The organism is Streptomyces sp. NPDC020742 (assembly GCF_040641675.1).
Classification (GTDB): Bacteria; Actinomycetota; Actinomycetes; order Streptomycetales; family Streptomycetaceae; genus Streptomyces.
In genome coordinates, this window is record NZ_JBFAEA010000026.1 from 1 (window position 1) to 20,314 (window position 20,314).

The 20,314-nt window shown below is 70.6% G+C and carries 14 protein-coding genes; 12 read left to right on the plus strand and 2 right to left on the minus strand.

Annotation, left to right across the window (positions count from 1 at the left end; translation table 11 throughout):
• Positions 1 to 51: 51 nt before the first annotated feature.
• On the minus strand, positions 52 to 939 hold the full coding sequence (sucD, locus tag AB0G84_RS30245) for a succinate--CoA ligase subunit alpha (RefSeq protein WP_361327731.1): 888 nt from the start codon (positions 937 to 939) through the stop codon (positions 52 to 54).
• Between the two features lie 20 nt (positions 940 to 959).
• On the minus strand, positions 960 to 2,135 hold the full coding sequence (gene sucC / locus AB0G84_RS30250; RefSeq protein ID WP_361327734.1) for an ADP-forming succinate--CoA ligase subunit beta: 1,176 nt from the start codon (positions 2,133 to 2,135) through the stop codon (positions 960 to 962).
• A gap of 735 nt (positions 2,136 to 2,870) precedes the next feature.
• On the opposite strand from sucC, the gene AB0G84_RS30255 reads away from it, so the two are divergent.
• The 12 genes from AB0G84_RS30255 (at position 2,871) to AB0G84_RS30310 (ending at position 20,300) form a co-directional block, all read left to right on the plus strand.
• Complete coding sequence (locus tag AB0G84_RS30255) at positions 2,871 to 4,718, plus strand: phage tail sheath C-terminal domain-containing protein (protein WP_361327737.1); 1,848 nt, start codon at positions 2,871 to 2,873, stop codon at positions 4,716 to 4,718.
• 58 nt (positions 4,719 to 4,776) lie between these two features.
• Positions 4,777 to 5,301: a phage tail protein gene (locus tag AB0G84_RS30260; protein WP_361327740.1), complete on the plus strand. Its 525-nt coding sequence runs from the start codon at positions 4,777 to 4,779 to the stop codon at positions 5,299 to 5,301.
• A 68-nt stretch (positions 5,302 to 5,369) separates the two neighbouring features.
• Complete coding sequence (locus tag AB0G84_RS30265; RefSeq protein WP_361327743.1) at positions 5,370 to 6,125, plus strand: hypothetical protein; 756 nt, start codon at positions 5,370 to 5,372, stop codon at positions 6,123 to 6,125.
• On the plus strand, positions 6,118 to 6,894 hold the full coding sequence (locus tag AB0G84_RS30270; protein ID WP_361327746.1) for a hypothetical protein: 777 nt from the start codon (positions 6,118 to 6,120) through the stop codon (positions 6,892 to 6,894). Before AB0G84_RS30265 ends, AB0G84_RS30270 begins: the two co-directional genes overlap by 8 nt.
• A 99-nt stretch (positions 6,895 to 6,993) precedes the next feature.
• Positions 6,994 to 8,013 (plus strand): DUF4255 domain-containing protein, encoded by a 1,020-nt coding sequence (locus tag AB0G84_RS30275; RefSeq protein WP_361327749.1) that lies wholly within the window; start codon positions 6,994 to 6,996, stop codon positions 8,011 to 8,013.
• 34 nt (positions 8,014 to 8,047) lie between these two features.
• On the plus strand, positions 8,048 to 10,222 hold the full coding sequence (locus AB0G84_RS30280; protein ID WP_361327752.1) for an ATP-binding protein: 2,175 nt from the start codon (positions 8,048 to 8,050) through the stop codon (positions 10,220 to 10,222).
• Positions 10,213 to 10,557, plus strand: coding sequence for a hypothetical protein (locus AB0G84_RS30285; protein ID WP_361327755.1), 345 nt, complete (start codon positions 10,213 to 10,215; stop codon positions 10,555 to 10,557). Before AB0G84_RS30280 ends, AB0G84_RS30285 begins: the two co-directional genes overlap by 10 nt.
• Positions 10,554 to 17,384 carry a DUF4157 domain-containing protein gene (locus tag AB0G84_RS30290; protein ID WP_361327758.1) on the plus strand — a complete coding sequence of 2,277 codons (6,831 nt, stop codon included), beginning with the start codon at positions 10,554 to 10,556 and terminating at the stop codon, positions 17,382 to 17,384. Before AB0G84_RS30285 ends, AB0G84_RS30290 begins: the two co-directional genes overlap by 4 nt.
• 55 nt (positions 17,385 to 17,439) lie before the next feature.
• A complete protein-coding gene (locus AB0G84_RS30295) occupies positions 17,440 to 18,021 on the plus strand; it encodes a HEAT repeat domain-containing protein (RefSeq protein ID WP_361327761.1) in 582 nt (193 codons plus the stop codon).
• Between the two features lie 50 nt (positions 18,022 to 18,071).
• A complete protein-coding gene (locus AB0G84_RS30300) occupies positions 18,072 to 18,743 on the plus strand; it encodes a hypothetical protein (protein WP_361327764.1) in 672 nt (223 codons plus the stop codon).
• A complete protein-coding gene (locus AB0G84_RS30305; RefSeq protein WP_361327919.1) occupies positions 18,740 to 19,165 on the plus strand; it encodes a hypothetical protein in 426 nt (141 codons plus the stop codon). The genes AB0G84_RS30300 and AB0G84_RS30305 overlap by 4 nt, the downstream gene beginning before the upstream one ends.
• Positions 19,158 to 20,300 carry a hypothetical protein gene (locus AB0G84_RS30310; RefSeq protein WP_361327767.1) on the plus strand — a complete coding sequence of 381 codons (1,143 nt, stop codon included), beginning with the start codon at positions 19,158 to 19,160 and terminating at the stop codon, positions 20,298 to 20,300. Before AB0G84_RS30305 ends, AB0G84_RS30310 begins: the two co-directional genes overlap by 8 nt.
• The last annotated feature ends 14 nt before the right edge of the window (positions 20,301 to 20,314 follow it).

Here is a 20,314-nt window from a genome sequence, read left to right on the forward strand (position 1 = left end):
CACCGCCCAGGTCGTAGAGCTTCTTGACGGTGTCCAGGCCGTCGTCGACGGTCAGCGCATCGGTCGCGGCCTCCGCCAGATCACGCAGCTGCCCGACGGGGTCTTGCCGACCTTGACGCCGGCGGCCTCAAGGGCCTCCTTCTTCGCCTGGGCGGTGCCGGAGGAGCCGGAGACGATGGCGCCGGCGTGGCCCATGGTCTTGCCCTCGGGCGCGGTGAAGCCCGCGACGTAGCCGACGACCGGCTTGGTGACGTTGGCCTTGATGAAGTCGGCCGCACGCTCCTCGGCGTCGCCGCCGATCTCGCCGATCATCACGATCAGGTCGGTGTCGGGGTCGGCCTCGAACGCGGCGAGCGCGTCGATGTGGGTGGTGCCGATGACCGGGTCGCCACCGATGCCGACGGCGGACGAGAAGCCGATGTCACGCAGCTCGTACATCATCTGGTAGGTCAGCGTGCCGGACTTCGACACCAGACCGATGCGGCCGGGCTTGGTGATGTCGCCCGGGATGATGCCGGCGTTGGACTGGCCGGGGGTGATCAGGCCGGGGCAGTTCGGGCCGATGATGCGGGTCTTGTTGCCCTTGGACTTCGCGTACGCCCAGAAGGCGGCGGAGTCGTGCACCGCGATGCCCTCGGTGATCACGACGGCCAGCGGGATCTCCGCGTCGATCGCCTCGACGACGGCGGCCTTGGCGAAGGCCGGCGGCACGAAGAGGACGGACACATCGGCGCCGGTCTTCTCCATCGCCTCGGCGACCGAGCCGAAGACGGGCACGTCGGTGCCGTCGAAGTCGACGCTGGTGCCGGCCTTGCGCGGGTTGACACCACCGACGATGTTGGTGCCGTCACCGAGCATCAGCTTGGTGTGCTTCATGCCCGTGGCACCGGTCATGCCCTGGACGATGACCTTGCTTTCCTTGGTCAGGAAGATAGCCATGGTTTAAGTGTCCTCGTCCCTTACTTCGCAGCCAGCTCGGCGGCCTTGTCGGCCGCGCCGTCCATGGTGTCCACGCGCTGGACCAGCGGGTGGTTGGCGTCCGACAGGATCTGGCGACCCAGCTCCGCGTTGTTGCCGTCGAGGCGCACGACCAGGGGCTTGCTGACGTCCTCGCCCTTGGACTTGAGCAGCTCCAGCGCCTGCACGATGCCCTTGGCGACCTCGTCACAGGCGGTGATGCCACCGAAGACGTTGACGAACACGGACTTCACGTCCGGGTCGCCGAGGATGATCTCCAGGCCGTTCGCCATGACCTCGGCGGAGGCGCCGCCACCGATGTCGAGGAAGTTGGCGGGCTTGACGTTGTTGTGGTTCTCACCGGCGTACGCGACGACGTCCAGGGTGCTCATGACGAGACCCGCGCCGTTGCCGATGATGCCGACCTGGCCGTCGAGCTTGACGTAGTTCAGGCCCTTGGCCTTGGCCGCGGCCTCGAGCGGGTTGGCCGCGTCCTTGTCCTCCAGCGCCTCGTGCTCGGGCTGGCGGAACTCGGCGTTGGCGTCCAGCGACACCTTGCCGTCCAGGGCGATGACGTCACCGCCGGCGACCTTCGCGAGCGGGTTGACCTCGACGAGGAGCGCGTCCTCGGCGATGAAGGTCTCCCACAGGGTGACCAGGACGTCGGCGACCTGGTCGGCGACCTCGGCGGGGAACTTCGCCGCGGCGACGATCTCCTGCGCCTTCTCCTTGCTGACGCCCTCGTTGGCGTCGACCGGGATCTTGGCGAGCTTCTCGGGGGTCTTCTCCGCGACCTCTTCGATGTCCATGCCGCCGGCGACGGAGGCCATGGCCAGGAAGGTGCGGTTGGTGCGGTCGAGGAGGTACGAGACGTAGTACTCCTCGACGATCTCCGGAGCGGTCTCGGCGATCATCACCTTGTGGACCGTGTGGCCCTTGATGTCCATGCCGAGGATGTCCGTCGCGCGGGCGACGGCCTCATCGGGGGTGCCGGCCAGCTTGACGCCGCCGGCCTTGCCACGGCCGCCGACCTTCACCTGCGCCTTGACGACGGACTTGCCGCCCAGCCGCTCGGTCGCCTCGCGGGCTGCCTCAGGCGTGTCGATGACTTCACCGGCCAGCACCGGTACACCGTGCTTGGCGAAGAGGTCCCTCGCCTGGTACTCGAACAGGTCCACGCGCGTCCGTCCCTTGTCTTCTCAGAATCGCCGTAGTGATCGCGGTTCGTTCGTCTGCGATGGGCGTGCCGCGAAGGGCAACGTGACGGCGCTGTCACTGAGGGAGGCGTACACGGTGACCGAATACGCGGCATGTCCGTCTCGCAGGTTATCGCCGCGGGACGTGCGCCCCTAAATCGCAGATCACACTCCGGCGGTGATTACGGTCACAGATCTTTTGGCCAAGTTACGCCTCCTCGGGATTTCCGCATGTCGTCCGGGGCTTTTCGGGACCGCGCCGGCGGCCGGCGGGGCGGGGCCGCGCCCCGCGCACCCCCGCCCCGCACGCCACCCGGAGACTCCTCCCGGTACGCCCCGATGCGCCCCCTGTCGAGCGATTCCACTTCCGCCAGCCGGGGCATCCGTTTGCGAAGGGAGTGCGCGGAGCCGTCACAGGACCTCCGCAGGCGGTGTCCGGAAAGGGCCTCTTGACCCGCCAACTCCCGTACGAAGAAACTGAGTTGAGCACTTACGGATACTTACGCATCAGGAGTCACAAGCTTCGGGCTTGGTCCCGTGCGGGCCGGTCGACGGACCACCCCGCACCGGGTGCAGACGGGGGAACTTGATGGGTAGCGGGGAGCATGCCCCACCACGGCCGGGGGGCGGCCACGGGCTCTTCCACACCGCTGCTCCTCCCCCCTTCTCGATTTCTTGGTGTCGTCACACTCGGTGCCTGAAGGGATTGGAGGGGGAATGCCGACACATACGACCTATCCCGGCGTTTATGTCGAAGAGCTTCCCAGCAGCGTCCGCAGCATCACCACCGTCACCACGTCCGTCACCGCATTCGTCGGTCACACCCGGCGCGGCCCGCTCAACCAGCCGGTGCGGATCACCAGCTTCGCCGACTTCGAGCGCCGCTTCGGCGGTCTGACCTCGCACAGTCCCCTCGCCTACGCCGTCCACCAGTTCTTCGCCAACGGCGGCACGGTCGCCGTCGTCGTACGGGTCACCAAAGCCGGCAGCGGCAAGGAAGCGCACGTCACCCTGGAGTCCACCGAGGGCCACAGCCAGTGCCCGGTGCTGGAGGTGCACGCCAGGGAACCGGGGGTGTGGGGCTCCGGCCTGCGGGTGGCCGTCGACTATGACGGCCCCTCCTCGGACGAGACCTTCAACCTCCACGTCCTCGACGCCCACGGCGCCGGCCGGGAGAGCTACTCCGGGCTGTCGATGGATCCCGGTCACGGCCGCTACGCCGAAACGGTGATCAACGCCGGCTCCACCCTGATCCGCGTCTCGGTCGTCGGTGAGGGCCGCCCGGACCCCTCCGGCACCGTCTCCAAGGCCTTCCATCACGAGCTCCCCGACCTGAACGTCGACCTCACGGTCAAGATCGGCGACGTCGAGCGCGAGTTCACCCTCTACGACCCGGACTGCGACGGCGAGGCGCCCTGCACCGTCACCGAGCTCGCCCTCCTGCTGGAGCACAAGCTGCGCGCCCTGCCCGACGCACCGGGCAAGCACGCCTTCGCCGGCGCCGAGGTCACCCCGTTCGGCCGCCGCATCCAGGTCGTGGCTGGCTCCACCGACCCGCACGACGTGGTCCGCTTCCTGGGCGAGTGCGCCAACGACCTCGGGCTGGAGGCCTCCGTCAATCCGCCGGTCTTCCCGCTGTGCGGCGGCGAGGACGGCGACCCGCCCGGCCCGCGCGACCTCATCGGCAGCGAGGCCCGCAAGAGCGGCCTACAGGCCCTGCGCGACGTCCATGACGTCAACCTCCTCGCGCTGCCCGAGCTCGCCTCGTACGAGCACACCGAGGACATGATCACGGTGATCTCGGCGGCCGAGCGGCTGTGCCGGGAGCGCCGGATCTTCCTGCTCGTCGACGCGCCCTCCGCCTGGGGCAGCGTGGACGCCGCCCGGGCCGGCATCGCCGCCTTCGACCCGGTCCGCGGCAACCACTCCGCCCTCTACTTCCCGCACCTGGAGCTCACCGATCCGCTCTCCGGGCGGCTGCGCTCCTTCCCGCCGTCCGGCGCGGTCGCCGGCGTGATCGCCCGCACCGACGGCGAGCGCGGCGTGTGGAAGGCACCGGCCGGGACCGAGGCCCGACTGGCGGGCGTGCACGCGCTGAGCGTGCGGCTGACCGAGCGGGAGAACGGGCTGCTCAACCCGCTGGGCATCAACTGCCTGCGCACCTTCCCCGTGGTCGGCCCGCTGGTGTGGGGCGCCCGCACGCTGGAGGGCACCGACGCCCGCGACAGCGAGTGGACCTACGTACCGGTGCGACGGCTGGCCCTGCACATCGAGGAGTCCCTGCTGCGGGGCCTGCAGTGGGTCGTCTTCGAGCCCAACGACGAGCAGCTCTGGCAGCAGATCCGGCTGAGCGCCTCGGCCTACCTGCACTCCCTCTTCGAGAAGGGCGCGTTCAAGGGGAGCACCCCGCGCCAGGCGTACTTCGTCAAGTGCGACCGGGACACCACCACCGCCCAGGACATCGAGAACGGGATCGTCAACGTCGTGGTCGGCATCGCGCCCGTCCGGCCCGCCGAGTTCGTGATCGTCAAGATCCAGCAGCTGGCGGGGCAGACCGACGGCTGAGACCGCACGGGAAACAGGGAACGGAACACCAACGGGACAACAGACGTGAAGGAATCCGATGGCTGAGTTCCAGATCAACGCCCATCGCTTCGACCCGTACAAGAACTTCAAGTTCCTGGTCCTGTGGGACGGTCGTACGGTCGCCGGAGTCAGCAAGATCAGCCCGCTCAAGCGCACCACCGAGGTCGTCAAGCACCGCAACGGCGGCGACCCCAGCTCCCCGCGCAAGTCGCCGGGGCGCTCGGAGTTCGAGGGCATCACCCTGGAGCGCGGGGTCACCCACGACCCGGAGTTCGACCGCTGGGCCAACAAGGTCTGGCAGGTCGGCGCCGGTCTCGGCGCCGAGGTCTCGCTGGCCGACTTCCGCAAGGACCTCGTCATCCAGGTCCTCAACGAGGCCGGGCAGGTCGCCGTCTCGCACAAGATCTACCGCTCCTGGCCGAGCGAGTACCAAGTCCTGGGCGAGATGGACGCCAACGCCAATGCCGTCGCCATCCAGAGCCTGAAGCTGGAGTGCGAGGGCTGGGAGCGCGACTACGAGGTCCCGGAGCCGGAGGAGCCGTCGTTCACGCATCCGGCGTGAACCGGCCCGAAAGGCACCCGCACCACTGCACCTCCGCCGAGGTGCACCGGCACCGGACGAGGTGAGGAATGGCGGTCACCGGGCCCGCGGAACTGCTGGCCACCTGGGAGGCCGGGCTGGCCCAGCCGGCCAGTGACCGGGCCCTGTTGCTGCACCGCGCCGCGCGCCCCGGGGCCGGCACCGACGCGCTGTCGTCGGTGCCCCTCGGGGAGCGGACGGCCGACCTGTTCGCGCTGCGGCGGGCGCTGTTCGGCGACCGGATGCAGGTCGTGCTCGACTGCGCGGACGCCGACTGCGGCGCGGCGATGGAGTTCGAGCTGGACGCCACCGCGCTGGGCGCCGCCCGCCCGGGGGCGCCCGAGGACGGCCTGCGGGTAGCGGAGGGCGACTGGGTGGTGCACTTCCGGCTGCCGGGCCCGGCCGACCTGGCCGCGGTGTCGTCCGCCGCGCGCGATGCGGAGCACGGCCGGCAGCTACTGGGCGCCCGCTGCGCGCTCTCGGCCGTACGGGGCGGACGTGCGGCCTCCGGCGAGGAGCTGTCCCGGCTGCCCGGGGCGGTACTGAAGCGGTTCGCCGAGGCAGCCGAGGAGGCCGACCCGGCCGCCGAGGTGACGCTGAACATCGCCTGCCCGGAGTGCGGCGCGGCCACCCCCGCCGAGTTGGACATCGCCGCGTACCTGTGGACCGAACTCGACGCCTGGGCCCGCGATGTGCTTCTGGACGTCCATCTGCTCGCCTCCGCCTACGGCTGGAGCGAGCCCCAGATCCTGGCGCTGAGCCCGCTGCGCCGCCGCTACTACCTGGAGCTGTGCGCCGATGCCTGACGACTATTTCGGCCGGCTGCTGGCGCGGTACGCCCCGCCGGCGCCCGCGGACCCCTTCGCGGGGCCGCCGGACGGTGGCCCGGCCGGCCGTGCGGGCGCCTCCCGGCGCACCCTGGTCCGGCCGCGGCTGCCCGGCCCGTTCGAGCGCATCGAGGCACTGGGCGGCGCGCCGGCCGGGCCGGAGGCGCCGGCGCCGCTGTACCCGCGGGCGCCGCTGCCCGCGGCGCTTCCGGGGGAACCGGTGCACCACGAGCGGGAGTTGAGGACCACCGACCGGGAGACGGTCGTCCGGGCCGAGGCCCCGCACCAGGACACCCCGGACCGGGGCCGGGGCGCTCCACGGCCCGCGGCTCCACCGGGGCGGCCGGCCGCCCCGCCGGTTGCCGGGCCGCGCACCGCCGTACCCGATGCGGTCCGCCCGCACCGGCGGTCGGGGGGCCGGGCCGGCGGCGAGGACGGACCGGCGCGGACGCCGGCGTCCGCGCCCGTCGCCGGACACCCAGAGCCCGCTGCCCCGGCCGCCGCTCCGGCGCTGCGGCCCCGTACGGACGCGGTGCCCACGGCCCGGCCCGAGGCGCGCGCCGCGGCGGCCGGGCGACGCGGGCAGCGGCCCGCCGAGCGGGTGGTGCACGTCCAGATCGGCCGCCTGGAGGTCAGCGCGGCCGGTACGGAGCGGCCCGCTGCGGGCGGGCGGCCGGCGGGCACCGGGCGGCGGGCGCCGTCGCTGAGCCTGACGGACTATCTGGCGCGCGGGGAGAGGGCGAACTGACGTGTATCGGGGGGCGGGGGATCTGCTGGTGGGGCGTCCGGGGGCGACGGTGCCGGCCGCGGCGGGGAGTTCGACGACGACTGCACGGGGAGGGACTTCATGAGCAACGCACTTGCCGTCGCAACGGTCACCCAGGCTCTCGCGCTGCTGATCGAGCACAATCTGCACCCCGAGATCGACCTGGCCGTCTCGGTGGAGACCCGTAAACCACCGGCCGATCCGCCGCCCGACCCGACGATCACCGTCTTCCTCTACCAGGTCACCCACAACCCGTCGATGCGCAACAACGACCTGGTCACCCGCGCCTCCGACGGCACGCTGCTGAAGCGGCCCGCCGCCGCGATCGACCTGCACTTCCTGATCAGCGCGTACGGCGAGGAGACCGAGCTGGTCGGCCAGCGGCTGATCGGCAGCGTGGTGCGCACCCTGCACGAAATCCCGGTGCTGCCCCAGGAGTTGATCGAGGAGGCGGTGCAGCGCCCGTACCTGGCGGGCAGCGATCTCGCCGAGGCGTTGCAGCGGGTCCGGTTCACACCGACCCAGATGGACGTCGACGAGACCTCCAAGCTCTGGGGCATGTTCAACAACACCCCGTACGCGCTGTCGGTCGTGTACCAGGCCTCGCTGGTGCTGCTGGACGGCCATGAGGAGCCGAGGCCGGCGAAGCCGGTGCGGCGGCCGGAGGTGACGGCGGTGCCGTTCGGGGCGCCGGGGGCGCCACGGCCGCCGACGACCACCCGCCCTCCGGAGGCGGCACCGGAACGCGATGCGGCGGAGGCGGAGCCGGAGGAGGCAGGGGCGAAGGCGCCGAAGGTAGAGGCTGCGGAGGCGGGGGAGGCAGGGGCGCGGGGGGCGGAGGCCCGGCCCCCGGAGGGGCAGGACCCGCAGGCGGCGCCGGAGGCGGGGGCGAAGGCCGGGGCCCGGGGTGGCCCGAAGGCCGCCGCGAAGAAGGCGGCGGGTGGCACCAAGTCGGCCGCCACCAGGGCGCGTTCAGGGGCCGGTCGCAGCAGGAAGACCACCGGCCGGGCCGCCCCCCGCGACGGCGACCGGGCCCCCGGGGCGGCCGGCTCCGCGGCGCAGGACGGCCCGGGCAGCGGCGACGACGGCAAGGGGAGCTGAGGCCACGGTGCGCGCAGCGGGGGGAGCCGACGACATGGCCAACAGCGGTGCCGAGGGGGCGCGTACGGCGTCCCGCGCCCGGCCCGCATCCCCGGACGGGGACGGGGACGGTGCCGCGCTGGCCGCAGCCGTGCGGTCCGTACTGACCCGCCTGGACCGGCACGCCGCCCGCGCCGGCGGCACGGACGACGGGAGCCAGACCGGCGGCGGGCAGGGCGACGGGAGCAGGGGCGACGGCGGGCCGCCCCGGGAGCCGTCCGACGGCCACACGCCGGCCGGCGCCACCGCGGCCCCCTCCGCCTCCGCCACCGCCCCGCCTCCCCCGCTCCCCGCCCTCGACGCGCTGACCGACTGCTTCGGCCTCAGCCCCTTCGAGCGGGAGATCGTCCTGCTGGCCGCGGCGGCCGAGCTGGACCCGACGACCGGTGCCCGCTGCGCCGCCGCGAGCGCCGACCCCGGCCACACCCACCCCACGTTCGCGCTGGCCCTGGCCGCGCTGGCGGACCCGCACTGGAGCGCCCTCACCCCCGTCGCCCCGTTGCGCCGCTGGCGGCTGGTCGAGCTGGACGACGAGACCCGCCTGACCACCACCCGGCTCCGCCTGGACGAGCGCATCCTGCACTTCCTGGTCGGCGCGCCGTACCTGGACGCCAGGCTGCACGGGCTGCTGCGCCGTACGACCGCACCCGCGTCGCTGCCGCCCTCGTACGCCGCGGCCGCCGACCGGGTCGCGGCGGGCTGGGCGGGCGGCGGCCCGGACTCCCCGCTCCGCGTCGAACTGGTCGGCGCGGACCTGCGCACCCGCGCCGACATCGCCGCAACGGCCGCCCGCCGGGCGGGACTCGGGCTGTACGCCATGCCCGCCGACGACATCCCCACCGACCCCGCCGAACGCGACCGGCTGGCCCGGCTCTGGCAGCGCGAGGCGATCCTGCTGCCCGCCGCGCTGTTGGTCGAGGTCGGCGAGCTGGACCGGGACCAGCACGCCGCGACGGACGCCTTCATCGCGGGCGCGGCGGTCCCACTGGTGGTTTCGAGCCCGGAACCGCGCCGGACCGAGCACCCCCGCGGCGAGCGGGTGACCGTACCGAAGCTCTCCGACGAGGAGCAGCTGGGCCTGTGGACCGCCGCGTTCCGCGATGTGCCAGAAATGACAGCACGTCATATCCAATCCCTGGTGGCCCAGTTCCAGCTCCCGCCGCATGTCGTCCGGGCGGCTGCCGCGGCCGTCCGTCGCGACCTCCCGGGCGCGGGACCGGGGCCGGGGCCGGGCACGGGTGCGGGCCCGAGTGCGGGTGCGGGCCCGAGTGCGGGTGCGGGCCCGAGTGCGGGTGCGGGCGCGTCGGACGCCGCCGTCGAGCTGGCCTGGCAGGCCGGCCTCACCGAGGCCCGGATGGGCCTGGACGAGTTGGGCCGCCGGATCGAGCCCCGCGCCGGCTGGGACGACCTGGTCCTCGCCGACCGCCAGCTGCGCATCCTCCAGGAGATCGTGGCGCACGTGCGGCAGCGCGCCACCGTCTACCAGGACTGGGGCTTTGCGGCCTCGCTCCGCAGCGGCCTGGGCGTCACCGCGCTCTTCGCGGGCGGCTCCGGCACCGGCAAGACGCTGGCCGCCGAGGTCATGGCCAAGGAGCTGGGCCTGGACCTCTTCGTTATCGACCTCTCCCAGGTCGTCAGCAAGTACATCGGCGAGACCGAGAAGAACCTCAGCCGGGTCTTCGACGCGGCCGAGCGCGGCGGGGCGCTGCTGCTCTTCGACGAGGCGGACGCGCTGTTCGGCAAGCGCAGCGAGGTCAAGGACAGCCACGACCGCTACGCCAACCTGGAGGTCAGCTACCTACTGATGCGGATGGAGGCCTACCGCGGCCTGGCCGTCCTCACCACCAACATGAAGAAGGCGCTGGACTCCGCCTTCCTGCGCCGGATCCGCTTCGTCGTCGACTTCCCCTTCCCCGGGGAGAAGGAGCGCGCGGAGATCTGGCGCCGGGTGCTGCCCGCCCGGGCCCCGGTCAAGGGCATCGACCCGGCGCTGCTGGCCCGGCTCACCGTCGCCGGCGGCTCGATCCGCAACATCGCGCTCTCCGGCGCCTTCCTGGCCGCCGAGGAGGGTGACCGCCTCCAGATGCGCCACATGCTGGCGGCGGCCCGTACCGAATACCTGAAGCTGGAACGCTCCTTGACGCCGTCGGAGGTCCACGGATGGGTCTGAGCGAGATCCGCAGCAGCAGCGCCCGGGAGCCCGCGGCCACCACACCGCAGCGGGACGCCGCCCCGCGCTCCTTCCGCATCGACATCGGCGAACTGGTCCTGGACGGCTTCGACCGCCGTATCGACCCGACCCGGCTCACCGCCGCCTTCGAAGCCGAACTGGCCCGGCTCGTCCACGAGCGGGGCGTCCCCCTGGTCGCGGACGGTCCGGGCGTCACCCTCGACGCGCTCACCGGCCTCCCACCGCTGCCGGCCACCACCTCCCCCGGGCGCCTGGGCGAGGCGCTGGCCCGCGCGGTGCACGCGGGGCTGGCGGGACGGGGGGACGCATCATGAGTACCGCACCGTCGTCCGCGCAGGAGCGCCGGGCCGCGGAGGCGAAGCGGCGCCAGCGCAAGGAGCGGGCGGCCAAGGCCCGTACGCCCGAGCCCAAGGACATCGTCAGCGGCGCCGGCCAGCCCCTCGACCTGAGCGTCCGCCGTGAGCTGGAGGAACAGCTCGGCCATGACTTCAGCCGGGTCCGCCTGCACACCGACCGGGACTCGGGGCACCTGGCCGAGATGATGGGCGCGGACGCCTTCGCGGTCGGCCAGGACCTCTTCTTCCGCGAGGGTGCGTACCGCCCCGGCACGGCCGACGGCCAACGGCTGCTCGCGCACGAGCTGCTGCACACCGTCCAGAATCCGCACGGCCTGGGCGCGTTGCGGGCCGGCCGCGACCTGGGGTCGGTGAGCCTGCCGCAGGAGGCGGTGGAGCGGGAGGCGGAGTCGGCGGCGCAGGCGTCGGTGCTGGGCGCGTTACGGCAGTCGGCGCGGGAGGACGATGCGGCCGCGGAGATCGAGGAGGGTCAGGCCACCCCTGGCTGGCTGAGGTACGCCACGGTCGACGCCGACCGCCGACGGCTGGAGCTGGTGGACCCGGCGACGCTGGTGGACCGGCTGGCGAACGGGGTGCTGCGGTCACTGCGGGGTGATCCGGAGGACCTGTCGGGACGTGTTCGCGGACAACTCGCCCGTATGGGACCGGAGTTGCAGGAGTCGGTGCTGGACCGGCTGGCAGTGCGGCTGCTGTCGCCGGAGTACGACCGGCTGCTGGACCTGACCGCCGAGGCGGAGGTCGCGCCGCTCGGGCTGCAACCGCTGAACGTGCCCGAGCCGGTCCCGGACGCGCTCACTCTCCTGCTGGACGAGCGGGCGGTGCAGGCCGGCCGTACTACGGGCGAGAAGGAGTCCGAACAGGCCCGGGACGAGGATGCCGCCGAGGAGAAGAGGGACGTCAAGAGCCGGGACGGCAAGCGCGAGCAGGAGCAGTCCCGGGCGCAGCGGGACGCGTCGGCGGAGCAGAAGGAAGCCGGCGAGCGCAAGACCAAGGAGGACGAACGGGCCGAGGAGCTCGCGGACTCCGAGAAGGAACAGCAGCAGGACGAGGAGAAGCAGTCCCAGGAGCGCGAGCAGGCCGACCAGCAGGACGCGGAGAAGGCCGAGCAGGGCCAGGACGGCGCCGAGCGCACCAAGGAGGAGCGCAAGGAGCAGCGGGAGCGCGAGGAGCAGGACCCGGAGCAGGCCAACCGCCCGGGCGCGGACAAGCGCCAGCGCAAGGACGGTGCGAAGAAGCCCGCGGACGGGTCGAAGCAGGAAGAGCTTGAGAAGAAGAAGCGGGAGCAGCCGGGGGCGGTACGCCCCGAGAAGGTGGACGAACGGGCCGAGCAGCGCGACAGCCCGCTGTCCGAGCACGGGCTGAACGAGCAGGACGAGGACGAGGGCGAGCCCCGCGAGGAGGAACAGCCGATCGGGCTGGAGGCGGGGGCCGACCGGGAGGTCGACGGCGGGCAGGAGGAGCCGCGGGGCGGGGGTTCTGGCGCGGGCGAGGTGGCGCTGAAGCCCGAGGACTTCGTCCCGGACGCCGACCCCGACCTGTCCTCCGTGCCGACGGCGGAGCGCCCCACGGCGAGCATGCCGTCCTTCCCCGCTCCCCCGCCGACCAGGGCCGAGCGGATCCAGAAGGAGCGGGAGAACGACGCCGACGAGGAGGAGGACGAGGAGGCCCCGGAGGCCGAGGCCAAGGCGCCCGGTGAGGAGCGCGGCCCCGTCGAGGGCGAGGCGCCGCAGCCCGAGCACGGCCCGGCGTCCGAGGCCCCCGACCGCAGCGAGCAGGACCTCCAGCCGGAGAAGCCGGTCGAGCAGGAGGTCGGTCCCGATCCGGAGGCCGGGGACAGGCAGGATCCGGAGCAGGAGGCCGAGGAGAAGAAGGACCCCGAACAGCAGCAGGACCAGGACGAGGACGGGGCCAGGGCCGCCAAGCAGGACGCGGCGGACCGGGACGCGGAGCGGGACGAGCGGGCGGGCGACGGCGATGAGGCGCCGGACGCCCAACAGGCCCAGGAAGCACAGCAGGAGAAGAAGGACCAGGACGCGCACGAGGAGCAGCGGGAGGCCAAGGGGCATCCGCAGGGCGCGGCCGCCGACAAGCCCACGGGCGCCGCCTCCGCCGCCCCGGCCGGTGCCGGGGCCGGACCCGCGGCCTCGTCCCTGGCCCCGCCCGCGGGTGCGCACACCGAGAAGACGCCGGTCCAGGACCGTCACCCGTCACCCGCCGCACGGCGTGGCGCGGAGCCGGTACGAGGTGAGCGGGAGGCGGCGGCGCCCAAGAGCGCGGTGCCGAAGGAGGGTGGCCCGGGGGCGGCACCCAGCGGGGCGGTCGGCGCGACCGAGCCGGCCGCGGCGCCCGCTGCCGCCGCCGGGCCCGGTGGTGCGCCGTCCGTCGCCCGGGCCGCGGTCAGCCCGGCGGCCGAACAGGCCGAGAACCCCGGCAAGATGGGCGCGCCCGCTCCCGAGGGCGCCAAGGCGCAGCCCGATGCCTCACTGGAGAAGGACGGTGGCGGCTGTGCGCCCCCGGCGCCGTCCGCCGAGAAGGACGAGGGCGGCGGGTCGTGCGGCGGGGGCGGCGGTGCGCAGGACACCAAGGAGAAGAAGGAAGAGCCGCCGGACGTCTCGGGGCAGGACCCCAAGTCGGCACTGCGTACGGCCGGTTCGCTCGCTCCCGACCAGGCGCAGGCCGTACTACCGGGCGTGGACAGCGCGGCGGACAAGAAGGTCGGCCAGGAGCAGCAGCGGCTGGCCGCCAACCCGCCGAAGCGGGAACGCCCTTCGGGCGCGCCACAGACCCAGGCGGCGCCCCCGCAGTCGGAGGCGCCGGAGACCGCGGTCAGCGGCAGCCTGGAGAAGGTCGGCCCCGAGGACCAGGGCGAGAAGCAGCGGGCCAAGGGCAGCGACAAGGCGCAGGGCGCCAAGCCCACCGACAACATCCCGACGCCGCAGGTGCCACCGAGCAAGGACGGCAAGCTGACGGCCGGCGACGCCAAGAGCGTCGAGGCCGCGGCCGACCAGGTTCCGACCACCGACCCCGAGCTCCGCAACAAGACGGTCGGCCCGGCCCCCAAGATCAAGCTGGAGGGCGAGAGCGACCCGCAGCGTACGGACAAGCAGGCGGAGAAGCTCAAGGAGAAGCAGGGCAAGATCCAGGACACGGGCCGGACGGACGCCTCCAAGCCCATGGGCGAGGACAAGATCTTCCCCAATGCGCCCAAGGAGGAGCTGCGGGGCAAGGCGCCGAGCGGACGCGCGGGCGGTGGCGGGGGTGGGGCCGGTGCGGGCAAGGCGCCCGGCGGCACTCCCAAGCCCGGTGTCGGCACCGTCGCCAAACAGGAGCGCGGTGGCGAGATCAAGGGCGCGACAGCCCAGTCCCAGAACGAGATGGCCGCCAAGGAGAAGGAGCAACAGCAGGGCGAGCAGAAGGCCAAGCAGCAGAAGCAGCAGGAGATCGACGACGAGGTCTCCCGCAACGCCGAGCAGCAGACGGCGGAGCGCGGCCGGGCCGCCGAACAGGTCCACTCGGAGCGTCAGAGCTGGCGCGACGAGCAGGACCAGAAGATCGAGAAGGCCGACAAGGACACCGAGAAGGAGCACAAGGACGGCAACGACAAGATAACCAAGGAGCGCGACGACCGGGACAAGAAGGTCGAGGACCGCAAGAACACCGATAACAAGGACATCGACGGCAAGGCCGACCAGGCAGAGAAGGACGCCAAACAGAAGAAGGAGGAGAAGAAGAAGGACTCCGACTCCCTCTTCGGCAAACTCATCGACGCCATCGGGGACTTCTTCAAGGACCTGCTGGACGCCGTCACCAAGGTCTTCGACGAGGCCCGTAAGGCCATCAACGGCGTCATCGACGCCTTCAAGGACTTCGCCAACAAGGCGATCGACGCGGTCCGCGACTTCGCCATCAAGGCCATCAATGTCGTCGCCGACGCCCTGATCGCCATCGGCGACGTCCTCCTCGCCGCCTTCCCGACCCTCCGCGACAAGTTCCGCAAAACCATCGAGGGCCTGCGCGACGCGGCCATCGCCACCGTCAACAAGCTCGCCGACGGCCTGAAAAAGGCCGTCAACACGCTCCTCGACGCCCTCGCCGCCGGCCTCAACGCCCTGCTCGACGTCCTCGAAGCGGGCCTGAAGGCCGCCATCAAGATCTTCCGCGACGCCATCATCGGCGCCCTGAAATTCGCCGAGGCCGCCATCGAAGCGCTGGGCAAATTCGCCGCCCTGGTCGCCGACATCGCCCCGGACCCGGGCGGCTGGTTGAAGAAGGCCGGTAGCGCCGCGAAAACAGGCATCCAGGAACACCTCTGGGGCGCCATCAAGACCGCGGTGAAGCAGTGGTTCGACACCAAGGTCGAAGGCATCCTCGGCCTCGGCAAGACGGTCATCAACGTCTTGATCAAGGGCTGTATGTCCCTGAAGCAGATCGGCAAGATGGCCTGGGACGCGATCATCGCCTCGCTGCCCATGATGATCGCCGCCCTGGTCATCGAGAAGGTCGTCTCGATGATCATCCCGGCGGCCGGCGCGATCCTCACGATCATCCAGGGCCTGATGGCCGCCTGGCAGTCGGTCAGCGCGATCCTCGCCGCCTTCGGTAAGTTCTTCGCCTTCCTCAAGGCCGTTAAGGCCGGCCCCGCCGCCTGCCTCTTCGCCGAGGCCGTGGCCGCCGGCGTGGTCGCCCTCCTGGAACTGATCACCAACCTCCTGCTGGCCCGCCTCGGCCGCGCCGCCAAGGGTGTCGGCAACCGCCTCAAGGCCATGGCCCAGAAGATCGCCGCCGGCCTGAAGAAGGCCGGCAAGGGCGCCCGCAAGGCGGCCGGCAAGGCCGTCAACTCCGCCCGCGCCGCCACCCGCAAGGCCGCCCAGTCCCTCCGCAAACCAGCCGGCCCCACCAAGCCCAAGGGCCCCCGCGTCCCCTCCCGCCCCGGCGCCTCAACGGACCGCACCCCCGGCGCCACCCGCCCGAAGCACCAGCCGGACACCCACCCGACGGGCCGCCCTACGAGCAAGACCCCGGACCCGGCAAAGAAACGCCACGAGGACGAAGCGGACGCCAAGAAGACCAGGGACGAGGCGAGTTCCCCCAACAAGCGGCCGGACAGGGACGCCCCGGACAAGCCCAAGGAGCGGACCCCGGAGAAGGACGGCCCGGACGCCAAGAAGGACAAGAAGCCCGACAAGCCGTCCAAGAAGAAGGAGACCGAGGCCCCCAAGCGCACCAAGCCCAGCAAGCCCAAGTCCCCGCTGGGCCGCGCCCTCAAGAAGATCAAGGGCAAGGTCAAGTCCGCCCTCAAGAAGGTCCGCAACGCCGGCAAGGCGCTGGGCAAGAAACTCCGCAAGTCCAAGGTCGGCAAGGCGCTGAAGAACGCGGCGAAGAAGACCCGGGACTTCTTCAAGAAAAAGCGCGATCAGCTGCGGGGCCACAGGAAACACAAGCAGGAACACAAAAAGCAGACGAAGGAAGACAGGAAGAAGAAGGAGAACTCGAAGGACTCCAAGCAGAGTCGACTCGATAAGATCGTCACCAAACTTCACCCACTACTTGAGAAAGTGGTTCGGCGAGGCATCGCAGGCTCCCCGCTCCGCGCCCTCCTCGGAGGACTGAAGGCTTGGTATCGCCTTACGTCTCTCAGCAAGCTACCTGAAGGTGCGCGAGACAAGATCACCGCAGTCCTGAACCCTGAAAAGGACCCCTTGAGAGGGATGGAGGACGGGCGCAGGATAGTTGAGGAGAATCAGCCCAGACTGTCTGGAATCTTCCGGAGGGTAGCCGGTAGAGCTCATCAGGATCCGCGCGTGCGCCCACTGGCCGAGCGAGTCAACGCAGCTCAGGACGAACACCAGGACTTGCGGGATCAAGCGAGGCAGCGGGCCCAGGAGCAAGGCGAGTCCAAGACCGCCCAGGACAAAGCTGCCAAAGAAGTGGTACGCCCAGCCGCCGCACCCATTGTCGAGTCCGCGGCGATGCGGACCGGACGGCCATCGGGTGAAGAGAACATCGACATGGCTTCCCTCTCCGGCGATTCAGCGGTCGTGGCCGAACGAGGACGACCTAACCCCGGCAACATCGTCGTGAGGAGCGGATTGGGCACCGGCCACTACACCGCCAAGCCAGGAAAACCGGGATCGGATCCGAAGCCCGCAGCAGCAGAGACTCTGGAAGCGCTGCAAGGCCGCATGGCACTCAGCATGGGAGAAACAACCCTCAGCACCGCGGACACTTCCCGGATTACTCGAAGTCGAATGCAACAGGCCTACCTCCAGCTCCTACGCCGCAGGATGCCTACCGACGAGTTCTTCCACAGAGACCCGAAAGCGCTTGCCAGCATGGCCGCCATCGCACGACTCATGGGCGAAGTCGAAGGCGGAAGGCACCACCCTGCATCGGTAGCCAACCTATTGGCCTGGCGCCTAGCCACCTTCCCGGGAGGGACATTACGGGATGTCGTGGTCAACACGAACTACATGTCCCCGGTTAACGCCGTGCCAGCGGCACCTTTCATGCATGATCCGGAAGGACTCCAAGCTACCTTCAGGAGGAAGGACGGAACAGGACTAACAAAACGCGGGGAGGAAATCAGCACCGCCACTGACCTAATGAGAGAAAGGGAGGCGAACCTTCTCATCAGAGCCTTCGCTCAACTCAAGGCCGACAATTACTACCTCAGCGATGAGCAACTCATCGGGGAGTTCGAGAAATGGCTCATGAGGGACACCGCACGTTACTTGGCGCCAGGCGGACGGATAATAATGCCAAACGAGCCAGGGGCCCACTCTTGAAGCCTCTTGACGACACACACCCACATCGCGAATGCACCACAGCTAAGGAAGCGCGTTGACGGAACTCACGAAACTCATCCCAAAGAAGCCGTTCGACCGGGGACGGATGCACCGCCTGGCCGAGCAGCTGAACTGGATTCCAGTAGCCCTGGATCCCTCCGACGACGATCAGATCTTTGAGGAAGTTTGGGCACTTGGTGATTATGGCACCGCAGTGCACTGGATCGAGGACGACGTTTTCCGAGTTCACTACATTGCCATCGAAGGCGAATCCGCCTCGCAGGTAACCGCAGAAATTCGCGACAACGTAGAGGTACACACCCCTTCCTCCCTCACTGATCTCGCCATCAGCCAGCGAGAGACGAGCGACGTCATGGACTCGCTGCGAATGCTGGCGATTCAAAGCTCAGAAGAGTTCAACCCGGCCCTTTTCGCCGTCATTCGATGGGCGCTGAACGACCCGGAACCAGTGGTGCGGCGCGTCGCCCTACTAGCATCGTCCATCATGTCGTGGAAGCAGCTCGATCCGCTGTTGGAGTATCTCAGTCAACACGAAACGGATGAGGTTGTCCGTGCGGAAGCGCGCGAATCGTTGAAGATCTTCCGCGACAGAATCACCAACTCGCCCACCACTTAAACACAAACGATTCCCTACTCGATGAAAACGCTCCGAGGAAGAGGAAATCGATGACCACCTACGCCGACATCCCCAAGCCCATCCGCTCCGGATTAGTCGTCGTTGACCCCGAGCGCGGCACCCCGCAGCGCATCATTGTCCTCCAGTTCAATCCGGACACCCTGGAACGGTCGGTTCAGCCCCAATCAGCCGGTGGAGAAGGGGACAGCGGCGGGGGCGGCAGTGGAGGTGGGGACCGGAACGAGGCGTTGCGGCTGAAGGGGCCCGCCCAGGAGAGCTGGAAGTTCACCGCCGAGATTGACGCGACCGATCAGCTGGACGTGGCGGCGCCGGACGGGATCCATCCCCAACTCGCCGTGCTGGAGATGTTGGTGCAGCCCACCACGGCGCAGCTGCGGGCGGCCTCGCACCTGAGCAAGAAGGGGACCATCGAGATCAGTCCGATCGAGACGCCGTTGACGCTGTTCACCTGGGGGAGCAAGCGGGTCATGCCGGTGCGGCTGACGGAGCTGTCGGTCAATGAGTCGGCCTTCGATGTGAACCTCAATCCGATTCGGGCGTCGCTCAGCATCGGGATGAAGGTGCTGACCGTGAGCGATCTGCCGGCCGGGCATCGGGGGGCCGAGCTGTACCTCGCGCATCTGGCGCAGAAGGAGCAGCTGGCGCGGGCGGCGCGGAGTGGGACCTTTGCGCAGCTGGGGCTGGGCGGGAGGGGGATCTGAGGGTGATCGAGCCGTATGAGCGGGCGTTGGACGACGTTCCCGGGGCGCATCCGTATCCCCGGAGCAGCCGGTACCACGGGGTCGAGATCGGGGTGTACCGGGCCGAGGACGGGAGCGAGGTGAGGTACGCCAAGAGGCGGTTGCTCCCGCCGCTGGCCGAGGCCGCGGAGGAGGTCGTGCCGCACGTCGTCCGCAGCGGTGAGCGGGCGGACCAGCTCGGGCAGCGGTACTTCGGGGATCCGGGGCAGTGGTGGCGGATCGCCGATGCCAATCCGGTGCTCGATCCCCGGGAGTTGACGGATGAGCCGGGGGAAGAGATTGCCGTTCCGCTGGCGGGGGGCTTCCCGGGCGGCGCGACCGGCGGCGCAACGGGCGGTGGCGTGGGCGGCGTCCTGGGCGGCCCGGGGGTAGGGCATGGGTGAGGACCAGCCCGTCGGGCGGGGGCCCGTTCATGTGTCGCTGTACATGGGGCCGAAGCTGGCCCGGCCGGTGCCGCCGGAGGTGACCGAGGCGCTGTTGTCGGCGCAGGTGACCAGCACGGCGGGTGAGCGGTCGGGGTTCCAGATCGCGTTCGATCTGACGAAGAAGGGGGCGATCGTTCAGCGGTTGTTGCCCGAGGGGTTCTTCGATCCCCGGACCCGGGTGATCGTCGCGGTGTCGGTCAAGGGGACGCCGTTCGTGCTGCTGGACGGGCTGATCGTGCGGCAGGAGGTGGGGGCGAGCAACCAGCCGGGGCAGACCACGCTGACCGTGACGGGGGAGGACCTCACCCTGCTCATGGACCTGGAGGAGCGGACCGACCGGTATCCCAATCTCGCGCCCTCGCAGCGGGTGGAGCGGATTCTCGGCGGGTACGCGGATTACGGGATCGACGCCCGGATCATCCGGGAGCAGATTCCGCAGCCGCCGCGGGAGCAGGCCCGGGTGGACTACCAGGTGGGCACGGATCTGCAGTATGTGAACGAGCTGGCCAGGGCGAACGGTTACACCTTCTACCTCGATCCGGGGCCGGTGCCGGGGCGGTCCACCGCCTTCTGGGGGCCGGAGCAGCGGCTGGGGCAGCGGCAGCACGCACTGAACGTGAACATGGATGTGCACTCGACCGTGGACCAGTTGACGTTCGCGTACGACGGGACGGCGCGGGAGGAGCCGCAGGCCCGGGTGCAGGATCCGGTGACGCGGCGGGCGCCGCTGCTGGCACCGCCGGACATCAGCCCGCTCCGGCCGCCGTTGGGGCTGCGGGCCTCGCCGGCCCTCAAGCGGAGGACCCTGACCGGTACCGCCAAGAAGGACGAGGCGCTGGCCAGAGCGGAGGCGCTGGCCAGGGCGGCGACCTCGGCCGATGCCGTTTCGGGGTCGGGGCAGCTGGACGTCAACCGGCACGGATATGTGCTGCGGGCCCGGGAGTTGGTGGGGGTGCGGGGCGCGGGAGTGACCTATGACGGCGATTACTACGTGAAGAGCGTGACGACGAATCTGCGGCCGGGCTCCTACCAGCAGAACTTCACCCTGTCGCGGGAGGGACTGATCGCGCGGAGCGGGACCGTACGTCCCTGAGGGCCCCGTCCCGC